General features: G+C 64.1%; 18 protein-coding genes. 8 read left to right on the top strand and 10 right to left on the bottom strand.

What is annotated here, in order from left to right; translation table 11 throughout:
• The first annotated feature begins 26 nt into the window (after nt 1–26).
• Both H7A19_00520 and H7A19_00515 read left to right on the top strand, forming a co-directional pair.
• Nucleotides 27–632, top strand: coding sequence for a sigma-70 family RNA polymerase sigma factor (locus tag H7A19_00520; GenBank protein MCP5473313.1), 606 nt, complete (start codon nt 27–29; stop codon nt 630–632).
• A complete protein-coding gene (locus tag H7A19_00515; GenBank protein ID MCP5473312.1) occupies nt 629–1,375 on the top strand; it encodes a hypothetical protein in 747 nt (248 codons plus the stop codon). The genes H7A19_00520 and H7A19_00515 overlap by 4 nt, the downstream gene beginning before the upstream one ends.
• A gap of 5 nt (nt 1,376–1,380) precedes the next feature.
• On the opposite strand, the gene H7A19_00510 is transcribed toward H7A19_00515, so the two are convergent.
• From H7A19_00510 to glnA, 8 genes are all read right to left on the bottom strand, one after another.
• Nucleotides 1,381–1,665, bottom strand: coding sequence for a YkgJ family cysteine cluster protein (locus H7A19_00510; GenBank protein ID MCP5473311.1), 285 nt, complete (start codon nt 1,663–1,665; stop codon nt 1,381–1,383).
• The gene (gene aroE, locus H7A19_00505; GenBank protein ID MCP5473310.1) at nt 1,658–2,485 is read right to left on the bottom strand and encodes a shikimate dehydrogenase; all 828 of its coding nucleotides are present in this window, start codon (nt 2,483–2,485) and stop codon (nt 1,658–1,660) included. The genes H7A19_00510 and aroE overlap by 8 nt, the downstream gene beginning before the upstream one ends.
• A 533-nt stretch (nt 2,486–3,018) precedes the next feature.
• Complete coding sequence (locus H7A19_00500; protein ID MCP5473309.1) at nt 3,019–4,386, bottom strand: DegQ family serine endoprotease; 1,368 nt, start codon at nt 4,384–4,386, stop codon at nt 3,019–3,021.
• 303 nt (nt 4,387–4,689) lie between these two features.
• Nucleotides 4,690–7,077 carry a TonB-dependent receptor gene (locus H7A19_00495; protein ID MCP5473308.1) on the bottom strand — a complete coding sequence of 796 codons (2,388 nt, stop codon included), beginning with the start codon at nt 7,075–7,077 and terminating at the stop codon, nt 4,690–4,692.
• A gap of 83 nt (nt 7,078–7,160) precedes the next feature.
• Nucleotides 7,161–7,646, bottom strand: coding sequence for a peptidylprolyl isomerase (locus tag H7A19_00490; protein MCP5473307.1), 486 nt, complete (start codon nt 7,644–7,646; stop codon nt 7,161–7,163).
• A gap of 222 nt (nt 7,647–7,868) precedes the next feature.
• A complete protein-coding gene (gene ntrC / locus H7A19_00485) occupies nt 7,869–9,275 on the bottom strand; it encodes a nitrogen regulation protein NR(I) (protein MCP5473306.1) in 1,407 nt (468 codons plus the stop codon).
• 268 nt (nt 9,276–9,543) lie between these two features.
• Nucleotides 9,544–10,644 carry a PAS domain-containing sensor histidine kinase gene (locus tag H7A19_00480; GenBank protein ID MCP5473305.1) on the bottom strand — a complete coding sequence of 367 codons (1,101 nt, stop codon included), beginning with the start codon at nt 10,642–10,644 and terminating at the stop codon, nt 9,544–9,546.
• A 26-nt stretch (nt 10,645–10,670) separates the two neighbouring features.
• The gene (glnA, locus tag H7A19_00475; protein ID MCP5473304.1) at nt 10,671–12,080 is read right to left on the bottom strand and encodes a type I glutamate--ammonia ligase; all 1,410 of its coding nucleotides are present in this window, start codon (nt 12,078–12,080) and stop codon (nt 10,671–10,673) included.
• A gap of 231 nt (nt 12,081–12,311) precedes the next feature.
• On the opposite strand from glnA, the gene rsmG reads away from it, so the two are divergent.
• From rsmG to H7A19_00450, 5 genes are all read left to right on the top strand, one after another.
• On the top strand, nt 12,312–12,980 hold the full coding sequence (rsmG, locus tag H7A19_00470; GenBank protein ID MCP5473303.1) for a 16S rRNA (guanine(527)-N(7))-methyltransferase RsmG: 669 nt from the start codon (nt 12,312–12,314) through the stop codon (nt 12,978–12,980).
• A 120-nt stretch (nt 12,981–13,100) separates the two neighbouring features.
• Complete coding sequence (locus H7A19_00465) at nt 13,101–13,547, top strand: universal stress protein (GenBank protein MCP5473302.1); 447 nt, start codon at nt 13,101–13,103, stop codon at nt 13,545–13,547.
• Nucleotides 13,548–13,559: 12 nt separating this feature from the next.
• Nucleotides 13,560–13,934: a TraR/DksA family transcriptional regulator gene (locus H7A19_00460; GenBank protein ID MCP5473301.1), complete on the top strand. Its 375-nt coding sequence runs from the start codon at nt 13,560–13,562 to the stop codon at nt 13,932–13,934.
• A gap of 382 nt (nt 13,935–14,316) precedes the next feature.
• Nucleotides 14,317–15,039: a response regulator transcription factor gene (locus H7A19_00455; GenBank protein MCP5473300.1), complete on the top strand. Its 723-nt coding sequence runs from the start codon at nt 14,317–14,319 to the stop codon at nt 15,037–15,039.
• On the top strand, nt 15,036–17,048 hold the full coding sequence (locus tag H7A19_00450; protein ID MCP5473299.1) for a PAS domain S-box protein: 2,013 nt from the start codon (nt 15,036–15,038) through the stop codon (nt 17,046–17,048). The genes H7A19_00455 and H7A19_00450 overlap by 4 nt, the downstream gene beginning before the upstream one ends.
• A 15-nt stretch (nt 17,049–17,063) precedes the next feature.
• Here H7A19_00450 and H7A19_00445 read toward each other — a convergent pair whose 3' ends face one another.
• A complete protein-coding gene (locus H7A19_00445) occupies nt 17,064–17,459 on the bottom strand; it encodes a response regulator (protein ID MCP5473298.1) in 396 nt (131 codons plus the stop codon).
• Between the two features lie 2 nt (nt 17,460–17,461).
• Nucleotides 17,462–18,160: a helix-turn-helix domain-containing protein gene (locus tag H7A19_00440; protein ID MCP5473297.1), complete on the bottom strand. Its 699-nt coding sequence runs from the start codon at nt 18,158–18,160 to the stop codon at nt 17,462–17,464.
• A gap of 296 nt (nt 18,161–18,456) precedes the next feature.
• On the opposite strand from H7A19_00440, the gene H7A19_00435 reads away from it, so the two are divergent.
• Nucleotides 18,457–20,007, top strand: a complete 1,551-nt coding sequence (locus H7A19_00435) for an AbgT family transporter (GenBank protein MCP5473296.1) — start codon at nt 18,457–18,459, stop codon at nt 20,005–20,007.
• The last annotated feature ends 82 nt before the right edge of the window (nt 20,008–20,089 follow it).

Genomic DNA, 20,089 nt, shown 5'->3' with positions numbered 1-20,089 from the left:
ATGCACCCATGGCGCACACCTCGGACATGCCCAGATTGGCCACCCAGCAGACTCTGCGCTGCGACGCCGCAGCGGAACGCGAACTTGCCCAGCGACTGCGCCCGGGCCTGAGAGTGTTGCTGCGAGCCCGCCTGGGCAGCTCGCCGATCGTTGACGATCTGGTCCAGGAAGCGCTGATCCTCATCATTGCCCGCTGGCGCCAGGGAGAGATTGTCGATCCGCAGCAGCAGGTAGCCTTTGCCCACACCACGGCCGTACATCTGGCCTCCAATGCCAGCCGCACCGAGGCCCGACGGCGGCGTCTGGCCAGCGAGTACGCGCACAGCGTCGAAGCGCAGTTCGAGCCTTCGCCGGAAGACCGCATGCAGCATGGCCAGATGCTGGAGGCCGTGCGCAGCATCGTTGACGAGATGCCGAACGAGCGCGACCGTCAGGTGCTGCGAGCCTTTTATCTTGACGATCTGAGCAAGACCGATATTTGCGAGAAGCTGGATCTCGAAACCCGTCATTTCGATCGCGTCCTGCACCGGGCCAGAGTCCGTCTGCGTGAATTTGTGTCGCGGTTGGCAGAATCGGCTGGGACATCCGCCGCTGTGGCGACATTGTTTGACAGTACCAAGACGAAATCATGATCATGGACTTCACACCGCCTCGCCCGGGATCGGCCGAACACAGTTTCGGCGATCGCCATCCCATGCCGCTGGACGAGTTCGAGAGGCTCATTTCCGACTATGTCGCCGGAGACCTCAACGAACCACAGCTATCCCGCTTCGAAGAGACTCTGTTGGCCAATCCGCAATGGGCGGAATGGGTGGAGGCCGAGCAGATGCTCCGGGAGGGTGTGCGTGAACTGGCCCGACGCGACCCGATGGTCTTTGACAGTGCGCCTGCCGCTCCTGCCGTGCTGCCGCTGCGCCCGGCCCGGCCAACGCCATGGTTCAGCCGCGGTTTGGCCCTGGCTGCCACGCTCACCGGTGCGGCACTGTTGTGGAACGCCAATCACGAGATCCGACAGCTGCGCGCGGCACTCGCGAATGCCGAAGCGCCAACCGGGGACGTGACTTTCATCCGCTTTGACGAGACTCGCTCGCTAGGCAGCCAGTCGCTGCCGCCGATCAGCGCACCGGCTGCCGACGCCAATGTATTGATCGAAGTACCGGCGGGCCCGCAACCGCAGGATGCCTATCGCGTGCGCCTGCTCCGCGATGGCGAAGTGACGGTCGATATCGCGTCAGCCGCAGTCAGTATCGAAGGCATGGTCACGGTGGCCTTGAAAGGCAAGTTGCTCAAGCCGGGGCGATACCGATTGGTGATGACCGATGCCACCGGCGGCACCATGCCGATCGCCAGCTACGAATTCGCGGTGCTCCGCTAGCCGGGCTAGCGCGCCGGTTCGGGCGATGTCGACAGCTCCCACTCGGCGAGCGTCGCCATGGCCTGCGCGCGACTGCTGCCGCACATATCCGGTTCCGGCCGCAGACTCCCGCACACCGCCGGACGTTCGGGCCGACCGAACAGACGACAGCGATACTCGGCATCCAGTTGCACACAAGGCACGCCCGCCGGCTTGCCGTCCGGCATCCCCGGAATCGGGCTGCTGATCGACGGCGCAATGCAGCAGGCCGCGCAGCCGACGCGACAGGACATCTGTCCGGGTTCAGCCATCGGCCAGCAGGCGTCTGAGGTTCTCGCGCACCACCGCGGTCTGCGGGCGCACACCGCGCCAGCGCAGGAAGGACTCGGCTGCCTGCTCCACCAGCATGCCCAGACCATCGACTGCCAGGTGGGCGCCGCCGCGACGGGCCTGGGCCAGGAAGACTTCTGCCGAGGGTCCGTAGCCCAGATCGTAGGCCACGGTCTCGGCGTCGATGAGTTCCTCAGGCAGCGGTGGCAAGCCCTCGGCGCGATAAGCCGAGGTCGCGTGTATCAGCACATCGGCGTGGCCCACACTGGCCAGATCATCCAGCGACCAGGCTTGCACCACACCCATCGCACCTGACTCCAGTACCAGCTGCAAGGCGCGCTCCGGCGTGCGATTGACGATCACGATCTGGCGTGGCGCCAGTTCCAGCAAGGGCCCGAGGATGCCGCGGGTGGCGCCACCGGCGCCGATGATGACAAGCCGGCGGCCGGACACGGCAATGCCGAGTCGCTCAAAATCCACCAGTAATCCGGCACCGTCGGTATTGTCCCCCCGCCAGCGCTGGCCCGGCAGACGGATCAGGGTATTGGCGGCGCCGGCGCGGGCCGCCGCCGGTGTCAGCTCATCGCAGAGCATGGCCGCCTGTTCCTTCAGCGGCAGGGTCACATTGGCGCCCCGCCCGCCGGCTTCGGCAAAGTTCCAGAGCGTTTCCTCGAAATGCTCGGGAACCACATCGACACACTCGTAGCTCTGTTCGTATCCGAACTGGGCAGCAAACTGCGCATGTATCCACGGCGAGCGCGAATGCGCGACCGGATGACCGAAGAGTACGTAGGAATCCATTTGGGCGGTTGTTGGTTGTTGGTTGTTGGTTGTCGGTGCCGCAGGGCGGTGTGAGGTTAAACGGGAAAAGTGAAAGGTGAAAGGAAAGAGAGAAAAGGGATGGGACTGCTGAGCCTTTGTCGTTCCCGCGAAAGCGGGAACCCATGCGCATGCAAGTGTCTCGGGGCACTGGATTCCCGCTTTCGCGGGAATGACGGGCTGCGGGGCTTGTGCCTGTCTGCGCCCGAGACTGGCCCGTGCAGGCCATTTGGCCACGGGCGGCGCGCTCTTGTGGGTCCAGACTTGTCTGGACGCTTCTGCACCACCGAGCAAGGAGCGTCCAGACAAGTCTGGACCTACAACAGCATGCGACTTGTCCCTTGCCCCGCTCCTGCACCACCGAGCAAGGAGCGTCCAGACAAGTCTGGACCTACAACAGCATGCTCCGTGTCCCGTGTCCCGTGTCCCGTGTCCCGTGTCCCGTGTCCCGTGTCCCGTGTCCCGTGTCCCGTGTCCCGTGCCGCATGCCCCGTGTCCCCTGCCCCGTTTCCCAGCTACTCGATCGGCAGGTAATAAGCCCGGCGCCCGCGATAGAGCGAGAACAGGATCTGCCGCGGGCGCTCGCTCAGCAGCTGGCTGAGTTCGGCCAGGTTGCCGACCTCATAGCGATTGACGCCGAAGATGATGTCGCCAGCCACCAGCCCGGCGATTTCCGCCCGGCTGCCATCAGCCACGCTCAGCACCTTGATGCCCTTGATGCCGGCCTGTTTCTCGCGCTGGCTGAGTTCCCCGAATCGGGCACCGTTGAGGCGTGGATCCAGCTTCTCGCCGCCCAGCTGCTGGGCACTGCTGGCAATCAGCGTCAGCTTGGCGTTGCGGCTGCTGCCGCGGCGAACGAACTCGACGTCAAGCGCCTTGCCTATCGGCAACAGGCCCTCGGTATTGGACAGCTCGTCGGCGCTGCCGATGACCTTGCCATTGAGACGGACGATGACGTCGCCGGCCTGCAATCCGGCCTTTTCTGCCGGCGACTCCGGCACCACCTGGGTGATGACCGCACCGCGGCCCTCGGCCAGTTCCAGCGCGCGCGCCAGGCGGGCATCCAGATCCTGGGCCTGCACGCCCAGACTGCCGCGTTTGACCTCGCCGTAGGCGATGAGCTGCTTCATGACATCGCGCGCCAGATTCGAGGGAATCGCAAAGCCGATGCCCACATTCCCACCCGACGGACTGAAGATGGCGCTGTTGATACCCACCAGTTCGCCACGCAGATTGACCAGTGCGCCGCCGGAATTGCCCGGGTTGATCGAGGCATCGGTCTGGATGAAGTTCTGGTACCCAAGGCCCCGCAGTCCGCTGCGACCCAGAGCGCTGACGATGCCGCTGGTGACGGTCTGGCCAAGGCCAAAGGGATTGCCGATCGCGACCACGAAATCACCCACGCGCAGCGCATCGGAGTCGGCAAGGCCCAGTTCGGTCAGGTTCTCCGCCGGCACCCGGATCACGGCGACATCGGTGTCCGGATCGCGGCCGACGATCTCGGCATTCAGCGTGCGCCCGTCATGCAGGGTCACCGTCACCTCGTCGGCGCGTTCAACCACATGATTGTTGGTCAGCACCAGGCCCTTGGCCGCATCGACGATGACGCCCGAGCCCAGACTCTGCTGCACCCGTTCCTGCGGTACATCGGGGCGGTTGAAGAAACGCTGGAAGATGGGATCGTCAAAAAAGGGGTTGCGCACCTGCACCCGGGTCTTGCTGGCCACATTGACCACCGCCAGCGTGGTGCGATCCAGCATCGGCGCCAGCGAGGGCATCGGCGTGTTGTCGACTTCGGCAGGCAAGGCCGCCAGGGCGGGTGGGCCGAAGGGAACAGTCGTGAGAATGGCAAGGCCAAGAGCACAACAACGCAACAGTTTCATGGCGGTAAGCAGGCTCGCGATGAGTTGACACGGGAGCACCTTGGACCCTGATTTCCGGGCAAAGTTCAGGGGGCGTTGGTGTCGGGGCACGGGGCACGGGGCACGGGGCACGGGGCACGGGAAAGGCTCCAGGCTTGGGCTGTTGCAGGTCCAGACAAGTCTGGACCCACGACAGCGCAGGCTGCTGCTCGGGAGGGCGCCGCGCCGCGGCGCCGCTTCCTGTGCAGAAGGCAGATCAACAGCGGCCGCGCAGGCGCGCGTCCCTCCCAAAAGCCGCCCCGACGCCTGCGCAGATACCGCCGATCAGAAGAAGCGACTGTGCAGACGCACAAACCAGGCGGCGCCGTTCAGGCCGAACTGCACGCTCTCGTAGACATGGCCGTTGTCGGTTTCGTCGGGGTTCTGACGGGTCGGTTTGGTATCGAAGATATTGGCGCCACCCACGGTCAGCTTGGTGGCATCGCTGATGCTGTAGGTCAGGCTGAGATCGGCCGAGGCCTTGGCGTTGTAGTGCTGATTGGGCACCGGCGGGCCGGAGAAGGTGCCGAGGGTCTGTTCGCCGAACCAGATCAGCTTGAGGTTGGCGTTCCAGCGCTCACGGGTCCAGTCGAAACCGACGACGCCCTTGTTTTCCGGCGAGCCGTTCTCGATGAACAGGCGCTCGCGATCGCTGAGCAGCACGTCTTCGCGTCCCACCAGGGCCGCTGGCGCATGGATGGCGGTGACTTCGGTTTCGCCGATATTGACGCCCAGCGAGGTGGTCAGTTCGCCACCCCACAGTGTCGAATCCCAGGCTGCGGTGATGTCCACGCCGCGGGTACGGGTGTCCACCGAGTTGACGAAGAATTGGGCCTCGCCGACGCCCAGACCGGCGAGAATGCTGCCGATGTTCGGATCGTCGGTATTGAAGCGGCCGGAGAGCACGATGCGATCATCGATGTTGATCTGGTAAGCATCGACGGTGATCGACATGCTGCTGTTCGGCCGCCAGGTGAACCCGAGCGCGCCGCTGACGGAGGTTTCTTCGGTCAGATCGGGGATGCCGGCAGCGCGGGCGATGGCGCCGCCATTGGGTGCCAGCAGCACGTCCACCGGTTCACCGCTGATGAAATCAGTGAAGGTCGAGGAGAAGAAGCGCTGCTGCAGCGAAGGCGCACGGAAGCCGCTGGACACCGAGCCACGCAGCACGAAGTCGTCGTTGACCTCGAAAGCCAGCGCCAGCTTGCCGTCCAGGGTCGATCCAAAGTCGCTGTAGTGCTCGAAACGGGCCGCGATGTCCGTGGTCAGGCGATCGGTGGGGGTGATCTCCAGATCGGCATAGAGCGCGTAGCTGTCACGACTGCTGTCAGTTTCGTCGCCGGGCTGGAAACCAGGAAAGCCCTGGCTGCCGGCATTGCCGCCGCCGGGACCATCAGCATCAATGTAGCTGCCAGGTTCGCCGGCGCGGATCTGGTAGTTCTCATCGCGGTACTCGCCGCCGAAGGCGATGTTGGCGCCACCCCAGAGCCCATCGAAATAGCGGGTGAAATCGAGGTTGACCGTGCCCTGGCGGAACAGGAAGCCGCCGGCGTCGAAGGCCGTGTTGCTCAACGCCGGACGGTTGTTCAGTCTTTCGAAATTGGCAATCGAGGCATTCAGCGTGTTGCTGATGTCGTAATACATCTCGTTGTAGCCGTAAGTGGCCGACAAGTCCACGGTCCAATCGGCGACCAGCCCGCGGCTGCCGACCGTGGCGTAACGGTCTTCGAGATCGCCGTTGATAAAGGGCACGAAGCCGTTCGGATACATCGCTGCTGAGTTGCGCGAGGGCACGTCGTCGACGCCGTCGCGAGCAAAGGCCGCGGACGAGGCGCGGCGGTTCTGCAGGCCTGCATTGAAATAGAAGTCGGCGGTGTCGGTCAGCGGGATTTCGCTGTTGACCACCAGCGTGCCGCTCTCCACGGCGCTGTCACCGATGGTGCGCGGATTGTCGCGCGGCTCGGAGCGGTCAGATCGGCCGCGGTTGCCGTATTCGGTGGTGACCGAGAAGATGCCACCATCGCCCATCTCGATGCCGCAATAGGCGCTGTAGAGCTGGTTTTCGCCATCTCCGGCGCTGTACTTGCCGTAACCGGCCAGACCTTCACAACCCTTGTCGCGCTTGAGCACGATGTTCATCACGCCGGCAATGGCGTCGGAGCCATACTGCGCTGCAGCACCATCCCTGAGCACCTCGACGCGATCGATGGCCAAGACCGGGATGGTATTGAGATCGGTGCCGGTGTTGCCGCGATTGCGGGCGCCAAACAGGTTCACCAGGGCGGTGGTGTGGCGGCGCTTGCCGTTGACCAGCACCAGGGTCTGGTCCGAGCCCAGATTGCGCAGCGCGGCGCCGTCAACCAGATCGGCGCCGTCGGCACCGGTCTGGCGGGTGGAGAAGAAGGACGGCACGGTGAACTGCAGCGTTTGCGCCAGATCGAACTGGGCGCCGCGCTCGGCCATCTCCTGCATGGTGATGACATCCACCGGTACCGGCGACTCGGTATCGGAGCGACCCACGCGGCGCGAACCGAGCACCGTCAGCTGATCCAGCAGCTTGGCTTCGTCCGCCCTGGCTTCGGTCGACGAGCCTTGATCCTGGGCCAGTGCCGGCGCCGACAGATTCACGCTGACTGCCGCAGCCAAAGCCATCCACAAACGCGTACGTTGCATGATCGTCATCCTGCCGGAATGAAAAGACGACGTAGATTACGCGTTAACCTTTCGTTGCGGCAGTCCCCGCATTGACGATTTGCTCAGTGGTGATGACCGCCGTCGCCGTGGGCATGGCCATGGGCAATTTCCTCGGCACTGGCATCGCGCACCTCGACGATCTCGATATCGAAATTCAGGTCCTTGCCGGCCATCGGGTGATTCAGATCCACATCGACCACGCTCATGCCGACCTTGATCACGGTGACCGGACGCGGCCCCTGCTGGGTCTGCAACATCACGGTGACTCCGGGGCGCAATGCCACCTGGGTCGGGAAGTACTTCTTCGGCACGCGCTGGGTCGCCGCCTCGTTGCGCGGACCATAGGCTTCGGCCGCAGTCACCAGCAGCTCGAAACGGTCGCCAGCCTTCTTGTCGGCCAGGGCCTTCTCCAGCCCGGGAATGATGTTGCCGGCGCCGATCAGCGCGGCAATGGGCTCACCACCCTCGCGCGAACTCTCCATGGCCGGCTTGCCGACCTCGGCCACGCTGTAGTGAAAACGAACCACCTGCTGTGTTTCTGCGCTCATGGCGACTCCGCGGCGAAGCTGAAAAAGGGGGCGCGTAGCCTAACAGCTGGTGCTGGTTATGGGTGTCAGTGTCGGGAAACGGGAAACGGGAAACGGGAAACGGGGCACGGGGCACGGGGCACGGGAAAAGGCTGCGGGGCTCTGTCCCGAGTCCCGAGTCCCGAGTCCCGAGTCCCGAGTCCCGACAACCGACAACCGACAACCGACAACCAGCAACCAGCCTCAGCGCTTCTTCGGCCCCAGCTTGCGGGTCAGCGTATTGCGGCCGCAGCCCAGGCGCTTGGCGGCTTGCTGGCGGTCGCCGCCGGTCAGCTTGAGGGCTTCGTCGAACATCACTTGCTCCAGGCTGGCCTTGGCCGATTCCAGCAGGTCTGCCTGCTCCAGTTCCAACTGTTGCCTTGACCAGTCAGCCAGGGCCTTGAGCCAATTGGCTTCCGCCGCGGGCGCGAGCGCAGAACGGCGGACCTCCTCGGGCAGATCGCCACTGAGCACCTGTGCACCCGGGGCCATCAGCACCAGGCGCTGACACAGATTACGCAACTCGCGGACATTGCCGGGCCAGGGATAACGGGTCAGTGCACGCACGGCGTCCACCGACAGATGCTTGGTGGCTACTCGCATCTCGCGGGCACTTTCGGCCAGGAAGCGATCGGCCAGGCGCGGCACGTCGGCGGCACGCTCGCGCAGCGCCGGCAGATGGATGCGCACCACGTCCAGCCGATGCAGCAGATCGGCGCGGAATTCGCCACGCTCGACCTTGCCGCGCAGATCCTGGTGGGTGGCGGCGATCACGCGCACGTCGGCGCGGATCAGTTCACGGCCACCGACCCGATAGAACTCGCCTTCTGCCAGGACTCGCAGCAACCGGGTCTGCAGTGCCAGCGGCATGTCGCCGATCTCATCGAGAAACAGGGTACCGCGCTCGGCCTGCTCGAAACGGCCCTGATGGCGCCGGGTCGCACCGGTGAAGGCCCCCTGCTCGTGACCGAAAAGCTCACTTTCCAGCAACTCCGGCGCAATGGCGGCGGTGTTGAGCGCGATGAAAGGACCGTCGGCGCGCGGGCTGTGCCGGTGCAGCGCGCGGGCGATCAACTCCTTGCCGGTGCCGGTTTCGCCGGTGATCAGTACCGACAGATCGGCGCGCGACAGCCGGCCGATGGCGCGGAAGACCTCACGCATGGCCGGCGTATCGCCAACCAACCCTTCATCGGACCAGTCAGTCTCGGCCGCGGGTGCCTCGCGCGCAGTGGCCCGCTGCGCCATGTCGATGGCGCTGTCGATATCGAAGGGCTTGGGCAGATAGTCGAAGGCGCCGCGATGGAAGGCCGCCACCGTGCTCGGCAGATCGGTGTAGGCGCTCATGACCACCACCGGCACCTGCGCTGCGCGCTGGCCGAGCTTCTCCAGAAAGGCCATGCCGTCCATGCCGGGCATGCGCACATCGGTGAAGACCAGATCAGGGCTGCGCGTTCCCAGCGCCCGCAAGGCCGGTTCGGCAGCATCAAAGCTCTCGACCATGAAACCGGCCCCGGCCAGCGCCTTTTCCAGCACGAAACGGATCGAGCGATCGTCATCGACCAGCCACACGACCCGGCGCGGGCCGCTGCGTTGATGCAGTTGGGCGCTCATGCGGGCACCGAAATGAAGCTGGACAAGTAAAACGTGAAACGTGAAACGTCAATTGAAGCGCGCTTCGTTGAAAGGACTGCTGATGCTGGTAGCTTGAGGACTGGACAGCGGCAAAACGTAAAACGTAAAACGTCAATAAAGGCGCGCTTCGTTGACGTTTCACGTTTTACGTTTGACCGCTGTCCATTCCCGACCCCAGCACGATCACAGAGCCCCCCAACGAAGCACGCTTCAATTGACGTTTGACGTTTTGCGTTTGACCGCTCTCTCATGGCGTCACCGGAATCAGCAGACTGAAGACCGTGGATCCGGGGCGGCTGACGAAGGCCAGCGTGCCGCCATGTTCACGGGCGATGCCCAACGCCACCGGCAAACCCAGACCGGTGCCCTCATCACGTCCGGTGACAAAGGGTAGAAACAGACTTTCGCGCAGATCCTCGGGCACGCCCGGGCCGTCATCGCAGACATCAATGCGCAGGGCCAACTTGCAGGTGTGATCGCCGATGCGCGCGCGGCGCTCGGCACGGGTGCGCAGGCGGATCGTGCCGGCGCCCGATTGCAGGGCATTGCGGGCCAGATTCAACACCGCCTGGGTCAATCGATCCGGATGTCCATCCAGATCCGGCAGGCTGGGATCGTAGTCGCGCAGCACCTGCACCTGGCTGCCGGCCTCGGCGCCTATCAGCGTGCGCACGCGCTCCAGCACCTCGTGGATATTGAAACTCTGCCCGGCGTGCGCCACTTCCGGTCGCTGCAACAAACGGTCCACCAGCCGCCGGATGCGATCGGTCTCGGCGCGGATGACCTGCGTGTATTCCTTGAGCGCTGCGCTCGGCAGTTCGCGTTCCAGCAGTTGCGCCGCGCCGTGCAGACCGGCCAGCGGATTCTTGATTTCGTGGGCCAACGCCCTTGCCATCTGCTGGGCCGCCGGCTCGGGGGTGGAATCCACGCCTTCGCCCAGATCCTGATCATGTTCGGCCAAGGCGTGAAATTCGAACAGTACCGCAGCCTCGCCGCGCCATTCGATCGGCGTTACTGCCACATCGAAACGCTTGGGGGCATCTCGCCTGAGTTCCAGCAAGACCCTGCGAGCCACCAGGCGCTGCCACTGGCCGGCAACCCGGCGCGCCAGGTCAGACAACGGATGCTCGCCATAGGCCAATGTGCTGAGCTCTGTGCCCGACAGGCGGCGTTCGCAGTAGGTTTCAATCAGCGCTGCATTGGCGTGCAGCACTCGCCCCTGGCCATTGACGATGGCCAGGGGCGTACTCAGCAGATCAAGCACGGCGCCGGAATGCTCCGGCGCCGCCGCGTGCGGCGACCTGGCGTTGGTGGCGGCGTCGCTCATCGAAACGACACTCCGGTTCATGACACGCTCCGGTCGCACCAGCGGCATCAGATCGAGTAGTACTGCAGGATTTCGATCGGATGGGTGTGCATGCGGATGGCAGTGACTTCCTTCATCTTCAGATCGATGTAGCCATCGATGAAGTCATCGCTCATGACGCCACCGGCCTTGAGGAACTCGCGATCGGCATCCAGCGCTTCCAGCGCCTGATCCAGCGAGTGACACACGGTCGGGATCAGCTTCTCTTCCTCGGGCGGCAAATCGTACAGATCCTTGTCTGACGGCGCGCCCGGATCGAGCTTGTTCTTGATGCCATCGAGGCCGGCCATCATCAGGGCGGTGAAGGACAGGTAACCGGTGTTGATGGCATCCGGGAAGCGCACCTCGATACGGCGGGCCTTGGGATTCGACACCCAGGGAATGCGGCAGGAGGCCGAACGGTTGCGGGCCGAGTAGGCCAACAGGACCGGTGCTTCGAAGCCAGGTACCAGACGGCGGTAGCTGTTGGTGGTCGAGTTGGTGAAGGCGTTGATGGCACGGGCATGCTTGAACACGCCGGCAATGTAGTGCAGCGCCAGCTTGGACAGACCGCCGTACTCGTTGCCGCTGAACAGGTTCTTGCCGGCCTTGGCAATGGACTGATGCACATGCATGCCGCTGCCGTTGTCACCCACCAGGGGCTTGGGCATGAAGGTGGCGGTGTGACCATGCTGGTGAGCGATGTTCTTGACCACATACTTCAGCGTCAGCAGCTCATCGGCCTTCTTCACCAGCGTGTTGAAGCGGGTGCCGATCTCGCACTGGCCGGCGGTCGCGACTTCGTGGTGATGCACTTCCACCGGTATGCCGAGCGCTTCCAGCGTCAGGCACATGGCCGAACGGATATCCTGCAGGGAATCGACCGGGCCGGTGGGGAAGTAACCACCCTTGACGCCCGGACGATGGCCGGTATTGCCGTGTTCGTAGACCTTGCCCGAGTTCCAGGCCGCTTCTTCGGAATCGATCTCGTAGAAGCTGCCCTTCATCGACACATCCGAACGGACGCTGTCGAAGATGAAGAATTCCGGCTCCGGGCCGAAGAAGGCGGTGTCGCCCACGCCACTGGCCTTGAGGTAGGCTTCGGCGCGCTTGGCGATGCCACGCGGGCAGCGGGAATAGGGCTGCATGGTCGACGGCTCCAGCACATCGCAGCGCAGCACCAGGGTCGGCTCTTCAGCAAAGGGATCGAGGAACAGCGTGGAGGCATCAGGCAACAGCACCATGTCGGACTCGTTGATGCCCTTCCAGCCGGCAATCGAGGATCCGTCGAACATCTTGCCGTCTTCAAAGCAGGCGTCGTCCAGCGTGCTGGCCGGGATGGACAGATGCTGCTCGCGTCCGGCCATGTCTGCGAAACGCAGGTCCGCAAACTTGACGCCATTGTCCTTGATGAGTTTCTTGACTTTGTCTATCGACATCGGTGGCCTCCTTGAGGAGATGGATGAGGGAATGCGGCAAACACGGAGCAATCGTTGTGCCATGCACAAAAGAAACAACAATCAATGGCTTAGCCTAATGTCAAGCACCGCGTCGGTGCACCAATATGTTCTTGTGCACCAGTATGGTGCGATGCTGGGCGCCACGCCAGTGCCCGGGCGAAAATATGCCCGATTGCGGTGCATGAGCCCTCTGCGGCTCGGAGGCAGACCATGACCGCGACTCCCAGGGCCCTTGATATTCCCCAGATCTGGCGTGAGCGGCTGAGTGCACGCCTGGGGGATCTGCAGATGTCGCCAGCACCCGAAATCCAGCAGCGACTGCTGGAATACCTTGCCTTGCTGCTGCAGTGGAATGCCGCCTACAACCTCACGGCGGTACGCGAACCGCTGGCGATGATTGACCGCCACCTCATCGATTCGCTGGCGATCCTGCCCTACGCCCAGGGCAGCGATCTCGCCGACATCGGCACCGGCCCGGGCATCCCCGGACTGATCCTGGCACTCGCGCACCCCTACCGGCGTGTCTGGCTGGTCGACAGCAACGGCAAGAAGGCACGCTTTCTGCGCGAATGTCTGCGCCGATTTGCCATGCCGACAGTCGTGGTCCACGAGGCACGCGCCGAATCGCTGTCCTGCGAAACCGGATTCGACCAGGTCATTTCCCGGGCCTATGCGGAGCTTGCCGACTTCGTGGCCAGCACCCGGCGGATTCTCGCCCCGCAAGGTCGCTGGCTGGCGCTCAAGGGCAAGTACCCGGAGGCAGAAATCGGGCGCCTGCCGGCCGATGTCGAAGTCAGCGCCGTTCATCGGCTGGCCGTGCCCGGCGCGGATGGCGAGCGTCATCTGCTCGAACTGCGGCTGCGCGAGATTCAGCACTGATGCCAGATCTGGACCTGACCTCATCGCGATCAGCCCTTTGGCCTGTCGCTGACTTGACCGCAGTCAAACCCGATTCCGGCAAGGCCGCTAGTCTCGACCCACGGCTAGCGGGAGATGCGAATGTTCACCCACATCCTGGTTCCCCATGACGGCAGCAAGCTGTCGGAGGCGGCGCTGACCCACGCTCTGACGCTGGCCAAGGCACTGGCCGCCCGTATCAGCGTGCTGCATGTGGTGACCGAATTCACCGGAGATGCCAGCAACGCCGTGCCACTGCTGGCGAGCACCGCGCGCGAGGCCTTCCAGCAACGCGCCATCGGTGAAGCCGAATCCATCCTGTCACGGGCCAAACGCCTGGGCAGCGCCCACGATGTCAACATCGAGGGCCACTATCTGCTGTCGGCCGATCCCTTCAAGGCCATCATCGACGAAGTCGAACGTCGCGGCTGCGATCTGGTGGTGATGGCCTCGCATGGACGCCGCGGCCTGTCGGCGATGCTGCTGGGCAGCGAAACCCAGAAAGTCCTCACCCACTGCCGGACGCCCGTACTGGTCGTCCGCGCCTGAAGGAAGCCGGCCATGAAGCACCTCAGCACCGTCCAGATCAGCGCATTGCGTGGACAGCTGCAGGCGCGCGAGCAAGTGCTCAGTGCCGAAATCGCCAGCATGATGGAACGTCGGCAGACTCAGGTGCAGGAGGGGCGAGCCGTCGACAGGGGCGTTCTCGATCTGGAGACCAGCCTGGATTTCGCCGAGATCAGCCGCGACCAGCACGAACTCGACGCGGTGCATGCCGCGCTCGGGCGCATCGACCGCGGCACCTATGGGCGTTGCCTGAATTGCGGGGCACACATTCCATTGCAGCGTCTGGAGGTGCAACCCGAGGCGCCACTGTGTCACGTCTGCCAGTCTCGCGCAGAGAGCAGCCAGCACACTGGACTCAGCGCACCCTGAGGGGCAGAGCGACCCCCGTACATCCGTCGGCCCCCAGACTGCTCGCGAACCGGCATCGCACTTCGTTGCTTCGTCCTTCCCGAGAACCCAGTAACGAAGCCATCCAGCGCTCTTGAAGGCGCAGGGTTGGATCGTTTCGCTACGATCTCCATGAAGCCATATCGCAAGTTGTTGATTTGCCCTTGTAGGTCACGTTGCTCGCGTAGCGAGCTACGTGACGCAACTCGATGTCACGTAGTCCGCTGACGCGGACAACATGACCTACGACGGCGGGTTCATGACCCGCGCGCAGTGTCGGGCCAAGACCGGTGGCTCGCAACGATCCGCCTTGCCCTAGAATCGAACGCAATCCGGGCTCTGTACCCCGGAATCCAGCGGTGGCATGAGCCAAGCGGCCGAAATCCTGATTGTTGACGACGAGCCTGACATTCGCCAGCTGTTGCGGGTTTACCTCGGCGCGCAGGGCATGCGCGTGATCGAGGCCGATTGCGCCGCCAGTGCCCGCAGGCGCCTTGAACTGTCCCGCCCGGACATGGCCTTGATTGATCTCGGCCTGCCCGACGAGGACGGCCTGACCTTGATCCGCCACTTCCGCGAACAGCATCAGCTGCCGATCATCATCCTCACCGGACGCGGGGACACGGTGGACAAGATCGTGGGCCTGGAACTGGGTGCCGACGATTACGTCACCAAGCCCTTTGACCTGCGCGAATTGCTGGCGCGGATCAAGAGCGTGCTCCGACGCTCGGAGAGCATTCCGAAAGCCGTCAAGGAGCCCGAGCAACTGCGCTTTGCCGACTTCTGCCTGCAACTGCGCGAGCACCGCCTGACCGATCTGGCCGGACAGGAGATCGTGTTGACCCATGGCGAATTCAAACTGCTGGCGGCACTGGCCCGCTGCGCCAGAACGCCGCTGACCCGTGACCAGATTCTCGAGCTGACTCACGGCCGCGAGGCCGGGCCCTACGACCGCACCGTGGACATGCAGATCACCCGGCTCCGGCGCAAGCTCGGCGACGACCCCAAACGCCCCAACCTGATCCGCTCGGTGCGCGGGGTCGGCTACATGCTGGCCTGTGCGGTCGAATCCGGAGAGCCATCTTGAGCCCCGCGCTGCGTCCAAACGGCTGGCTCGAAGCCCTGGCCGACGCGGCGCCGGATGCGATGCTGGTGATCGATGCCGAGGGCACGATCCAGTTTGCCAATCTGGCGGTCCAGACCGTTTTCCATTACGAGCCTGAAGAACTGCTGGGTCAGAAGATCGAGAAACTGGTGCCTAGCCGCTACCACACTCGCCACCGAGCCGACCGTGCCCGCTACAGCCACGATGCCCGTAGCCGACCGATGGGGCTGAACCTGGAACTGCTGGGTGTGCGCCGCGATGGCAGCGAGTTCCCGGTCGAGGTGAGTCTGAGCCCCATGCGCAGTGGCGATACTCATTTCGTGATCGCCGCCGTGCGCGATGTCACCGAGTTGCGGCGTTCGCGCGAATTGCTGCAACGCTCGGCCCGGCAGCTGGCGCTGGCCAGCCTGGCCGAGCGCGCTGTGACCAGCAGCGACATCGAGTCCTTCTGCAAGCACACCCTGTCGGTGCTGATCGAGCAGCTGCAGATCAGTCACGGTGGCCTGTGCGAACGCGGGCATGACGGCCACCACGTGCGCTTCATCAGTGTCACCGGATGGACGGACGAGGAAGCACTGCCGGTGATTCTGAAGGCACTCAGTCCGGCGCGCATGAGGCGCATGCTCGAAGGTCAGGTGCGCCAGATTCTGGTGGTTCCCAGTCGCGCTGCGCGCGCCCGACTCGACCAGTTTCTGGCGGGCGTCATCGTGCCGCTGCGCGGCCCGACCAGGGTTCACGGCGTATTGTCGATCTTCCGATCAGCAGAACAGCCGCTGAGCGAGGACGAATGTGTATTCGCGCAGAGCGCGGCGCATCTGGCCGCAGCCGTGTTCGAGCGCCAGTACCATCAGGCGCTGCTGCTGCAGGCCTCGAAGATGGAGGCTCTTGGCCAGCTTACCGGTGGCGTGGCACACGATTTCAACAACCTGCTGACGGTGATCGGCGGCAATCTGCAGATCCTCGACGACCTGCTGCCCGCCGCCCAGACTGACATACGCAGCCTGGTCGACGCCGCCAGCCGTGCGTCTCGCCGTGCTGCCGAGCTCACCGGCAAGTTGCTGGCCTTCTCACGCAAGCGCCAGCTGGCCGCCCAGGCGGTGGACTGCTCGCAGCTGCTGAACAGCATGCGTGAACTGCTGCGACGCACCCTGGGCGAGGGCATCGAACTGCGTTACCGCATCGCTCCGGATCTGCAACATGCGCTGGCCGATGCCGGGCAACTGGAAAGTGCCGTGCTCAACCTCGCCCTGAATGCCCGCGATGCCATGCCAAACGGAGGAACGCTGACCCTCTCGGCGCTGCAGCGCAACCGCACACGTCTGGCCAGCCGCGGCGCCGACACCATCGTCATCGAGATCAGCGACAGCGGCGAGGGCATGACCAAGGAGGTCCGGGAGCACGCGCTGGAGCCCTTCTTCACCACCAAGGCCTCCGGCAAGGGCACCGGACTCGGGCTCAGCATGGTCTACGGTTTCGTGCGCCAGTGGGGCGGTGATGTTCGCATCTACAGCGAACCGGGCATGGGCACCACGGTGCGGATGATGCTGCCCGCTGCTCACTCCGGCGAGTCCGCGCCAGTTCTGGCCTCCAAAGGCATGCGCACTCGCGGGGACGAGCACGTGCTGGTGGTCGAAGACGATCCCGAGGTTGCCGCCATTGCCTGCAATCAGCTGCGCTCTCTGGGCTACCGGGTGAGCATGGTCAATGCCATCGCGCCAGCGCTGGCGTTGATTCAGTCTGCACCGGATATCGCCCTGGTGTTCAGCGACGTGGTGTTGCTCGGCGGAGAAACCGGCTTTCAGTTGGCCGATCAGGTGCGCCTGACGCACCCGCATCTGCCGATCCTGTTCTGCTCGGGTTATGCCGAGGGCGCGCTGGAGCAACATTTTGCCGACGGCGAGCGGCCCGCCATTCTGGCCAAACCCTATGCCCGTGAAGACCTGGGCTCGGCAGTGCGCGAGCTGATCGATGCGCCTGGCCGCAGGCGCTGAAAGGGGCGTATTGGCCTATTGAACTCGGGCGGTGGCCTGGGCCACACCATGGAGAAATTCGTGCACGCTGAGCGGCTTCTTCTGCACCCGCATGACCTGAGCAGCGATGGCGTCGCGCTGCAGATCGACCCCGGAATCGGTCGTCAGCAGCATCACCGGAAACGGTTGCTTGGACGCACGCACCCTTCTCGCCAGTTCCAGACCGTCGATGCCGGGCAAATCGCGATCCGTGATCAGGCAATCGAAGTGCTCGCTGCGCGCCGAGCTCTCGAAGCGCTCGGCGCTGACGAAGCTCTCGCAGCGATAGCCGGCACGCAGCAGCAGCGACTCGATGAACTCGCGCACATCGGCATCGGGTTCAACGACCCCCACCAGGGGTTGCCGCGAGGCGTTTTCGAGGTGATCACCCACGATCAGTGTCCTGTGCGGCGGAGCGCAGACGGTGCCGGTTTACGAACACTCAGACCGGCGAGCAGACGCAGCTTGTTGACCTCGCGGATGCGTACACCGCGCTTGACCACCTCGATGACGCCCTCTCGATGCAGCTTCGAGAGCGTGCGGCTGACGGTTTCCAGCTTCAGGCCGAGATAGCTGCCGATTTCCTCGCGCGTCATCGGCATGCCGATCGCCGTGCCGCAGGTCGCGTCGGTCTGGGCGCGCTCGGACATGTCGATCAGGAACTGGGCCAGTCGCTCCTCGGCGCGCAAGGATCCCAACAGCAGCAGCGTGGACTGCTCACGCCGAATCTGCCCGCTCAACATGCGGAACAGCGCCGCCTGGATGCGCGGCACCGACTGACCATGACGTTCGAGCACCGAGAACGGCAATTCACAGACCACCGTGTCGTCCAGCGCCGCTGCAGAACTGGCGTGATGGCGCAGGCCCACCGAGTCCAGACCAACCAGATCGCCCGGCAGGAAGAAGCCGGTGATCTGCTCGCGACCGTCTTCGGTCAGCACCGTGACCTTGAGCATGCCGCTGCGCACCGCATAGAGGGACTCGAAGGACCCGGAGGTATGGAACAGATAGTCCCCGCGGGCCAGATGACGTTCCTTGAGGTCCGGGAAGTCCCGCAGGTCCAGACGCAGTCCGCTGGACAGGGTCCCCAGCACACAGGGCTGGACACAGTGACCACAAACCCCAGATTCGCACCGCTTCGCCGCCATCATCGCCATTGCGTCCTCCATGTTCTGCGTGTTGCCATGGCGGTGACTTTAGGGATCGAGCGCGCAGCAAACCGGCGGCTTCCGGTCACGCTCGGTAACAGCAGGTAACAAGGCGGGCTTGGGTCAAGCCCCAATGCACAGAACCTGTCGTGCCCCCCCAAGCCGGCGCTCGTCCGCATCATCACGACTTCTTCATGACGTCCGCAGCTCTATGCTGGTCTTTTTGTTGAGCACGAGCCTCCATGTCCGCAGCCACTGACGCTCCCAAGAAGCTGGTCGATCGTTTCCTCAATCGGGTCGAACGCATCGGCAACGCGCTGCCGGATCCGACCACTCTGTTCGCCATCATGACCCTGCTGGTCATCCTGATGTCGGCCGTAGTGGCCTGGTTCGATGTGTCGGTGGCCCATCCCAAGACCGGTGCGGAAGTGCGGGCGGTGAGCCTGCTCACCATCGAGGGACTGCACCGGATGATGACCGGGCTGGTCACCAACTTCACCGGTTTTGCGCCCTTGGGCACGGTGCTGGTGGCCCTGATCGGCATCGGTGTAGCCGAGGTCAGCGGCTTCATCGGCGCTCTGATGCGGCTACTGGTGCTGAACGCGCCGCGACGCCTGCTGACCCCGATCGTGGTCTTCGCCGGGGTCATGAGCAATGCCGCCAGCGAGGTCGGTTACGTGCTGCTGGTGCCGCTCGCGGGTTTGATCTTTCTGGCTGCCGGGCGCCATCCGGTGTTGGGACTGGCGGCGGCCTTTGCCGGCGTCTCCGGCGGTTACAGCGCCAATCTGGTGCTCGGCACCATCGATCCGCTGCTGTCGGGCCTGACCCAGGAGGCGGCTCGTATCGTCGACCCTGGATATAGCGTGTCGCCGATGGCCAACTACTATTTCATGGTGGTCTCGACTTTCCTGGTCACTGGTCTGGGCTGGTGGGTGACGGAGAAGATTGTTGCGCCACGCTTCGGGAAATTCGAAGGCGCGGTGGATGCGGGGGAGCAGATCCAGGCGCTCAGCGGCGCGGAACGGCGTGGACTGATCTATGCGCTGGTGGTGGCGGCCATCCTCACGGCACTGGTGTTGTGGGGCCTGCTGCCGGAAGACGGCTTCCTGCGCAAGATCGGCGCCACTGGCAGTGAATCCGTGCTGCACTCACCCTTTCTGACCGGCATCGTGGCCTTCATCTTCGTTGCCGGCGTGGCGCTCGGTGTGGCCTATGGCGTGGGCGCCGGCACCATCAAGAACGACCGCGACGTGATCCGCGGCATGAACCAGCAGATGAGCACGCTGGGCGGCTACATGGTGCTGGTGTTCTTTGCCGCCCAATTCGTGGCCTTCTTCAACTGGACCAATCTCGGCCTGATTCTGGCCATTGAGGGCGCCGCCTTCCTGTCGGCACTGGGCATGCCGCAGGTTCCGCTGTTGCTGGCCTTCATCGTGCTCTGCGCAACCATCAACCTGGTGATGGGCTCGGCCAGTGCCAAGTGGGCGCTGATGGCGCCGGTGTTCGTGCCCATGTTCATGCTGCTCGGCTACCCACCGGAAATTACCCAGAACGCCTATCGCATCGGCGACTCGGTGACCAACATCATCTCGCCGATGATGAGCTACTTCGCCCTGATCATCGCCTTCTTCCAGCGCTATGTACCCAATGCCGGCATCGGCACGCTGGTATCGACCATGGTGCCCTATTCGATCGTGTTCCTGATCGGCTGGTCGATCATGTTCGTGCTCTGGATCATGCTAGGCATACCCGTGGGTCCGGGTTCACCGCTGAGCCTGCCGGTGGCGCAGTAGCGGCCCGGCGGCCGGGGCACGGGGCCGGGGCGAGAGGGAACGAGGGCACTAAAGACCGAGGGCACGAGGGCGAGAGGGCGCG

Source organism: Rhodanobacteraceae bacterium (assembly GCA_024234055.1).
Lineage (GTDB): Bacteria > Pseudomonadota > Gammaproteobacteria > Xanthomonadales > SZUA-5 > JADKFD01.
Note: the sequence above shows the minus strand (reverse complement) of the source record. Positions and strands in the feature narration are given on the sequence as shown.

Bases quoted from the DNA above. Each gene is read 5' to 3' on its own strand.
- ntrC (MCP5473306.1), bottom strand. From the start codon at position 9,275: ATGAGCGCCCAACTGCATCAACGCAGCGGCCCGCGCCGGGTCGTGTGG.
- rsmG (MCP5473303.1), top strand. From the start codon at position 12,312: ATGACCGCGACTCCCAGGGCCCTTGATATTCCCCAGATCTGGCGTGAG.
- H7A19_00455 (MCP5473300.1), top strand. From the start codon at position 14,317: ATGAGCCAAGCGGCCGAAATCCTGATTGTTGACGACGAGCCTGACATT.
- H7A19_00500 (MCP5473309.1), bottom strand. From the start codon at position 4,386: ATGAAACTGTTGCGTTGTTGTGCTCTTGGCCTTGCCATTCTCACGACT.
- aroE (MCP5473310.1), bottom strand. From the start codon at position 2,485: ATGGATTCCTACGTACTCTTCGGTCATCCGGTCGCGCATTCGCGCTCG.
- H7A19_00460 (MCP5473301.1), top strand. From the start codon at position 13,560: ATGAAGCACCTCAGCACCGTCCAGATCAGCGCATTGCGTGGACAGCTG.
- glnA (MCP5473304.1), bottom strand. From the start codon at position 12,080: ATGTCGATAGACAAAGTCAAGAAACTCATCAAGGACAATGGCGTCAAG.
- H7A19_00510 (MCP5473311.1), bottom strand. From the start codon at position 1,665: ATGGCTGAACCCGGACAGATGTCCTGTCGCGTCGGCTGCGCGGCCTGC.
- H7A19_00480 (MCP5473305.1), bottom strand. From the start codon at position 10,644: ATGAACCGGAGTGTCGTTTCGATGAGCGACGCCGCCACCAACGCCAGG.
- H7A19_00490 (MCP5473307.1), bottom strand. From the start codon at position 7,646: ATGAGCGCAGAAACACAGCAGGTGGTTCGTTTTCACTACAGCGTGGCC.
- H7A19_00465 (MCP5473302.1), top strand. From the start codon at position 13,101: ATGTTCACCCACATCCTGGTTCCCCATGACGGCAGCAAGCTGTCGGAG.
- H7A19_00520 (MCP5473313.1), top strand. From the start codon at position 27: ATGCCCAGATTGGCCACCCAGCAGACTCTGCGCTGCGACGCCGCAGCG.
- H7A19_00495 (MCP5473308.1), bottom strand. From the start codon at position 7,077: ATGCAACGTACGCGTTTGTGGATGGCTTTGGCTGCGGCAGTCAGCGTG.
- H7A19_00515 (MCP5473312.1), top strand. From the start codon at position 629: ATGATCATGGACTTCACACCGCCTCGCCCGGGATCGGCCGAACACAGT.
- H7A19_00435 (MCP5473296.1), top strand. From the start codon at position 18,457: ATGTCCGCAGCCACTGACGCTCCCAAGAAGCTGGTCGATCGTTTCCTC.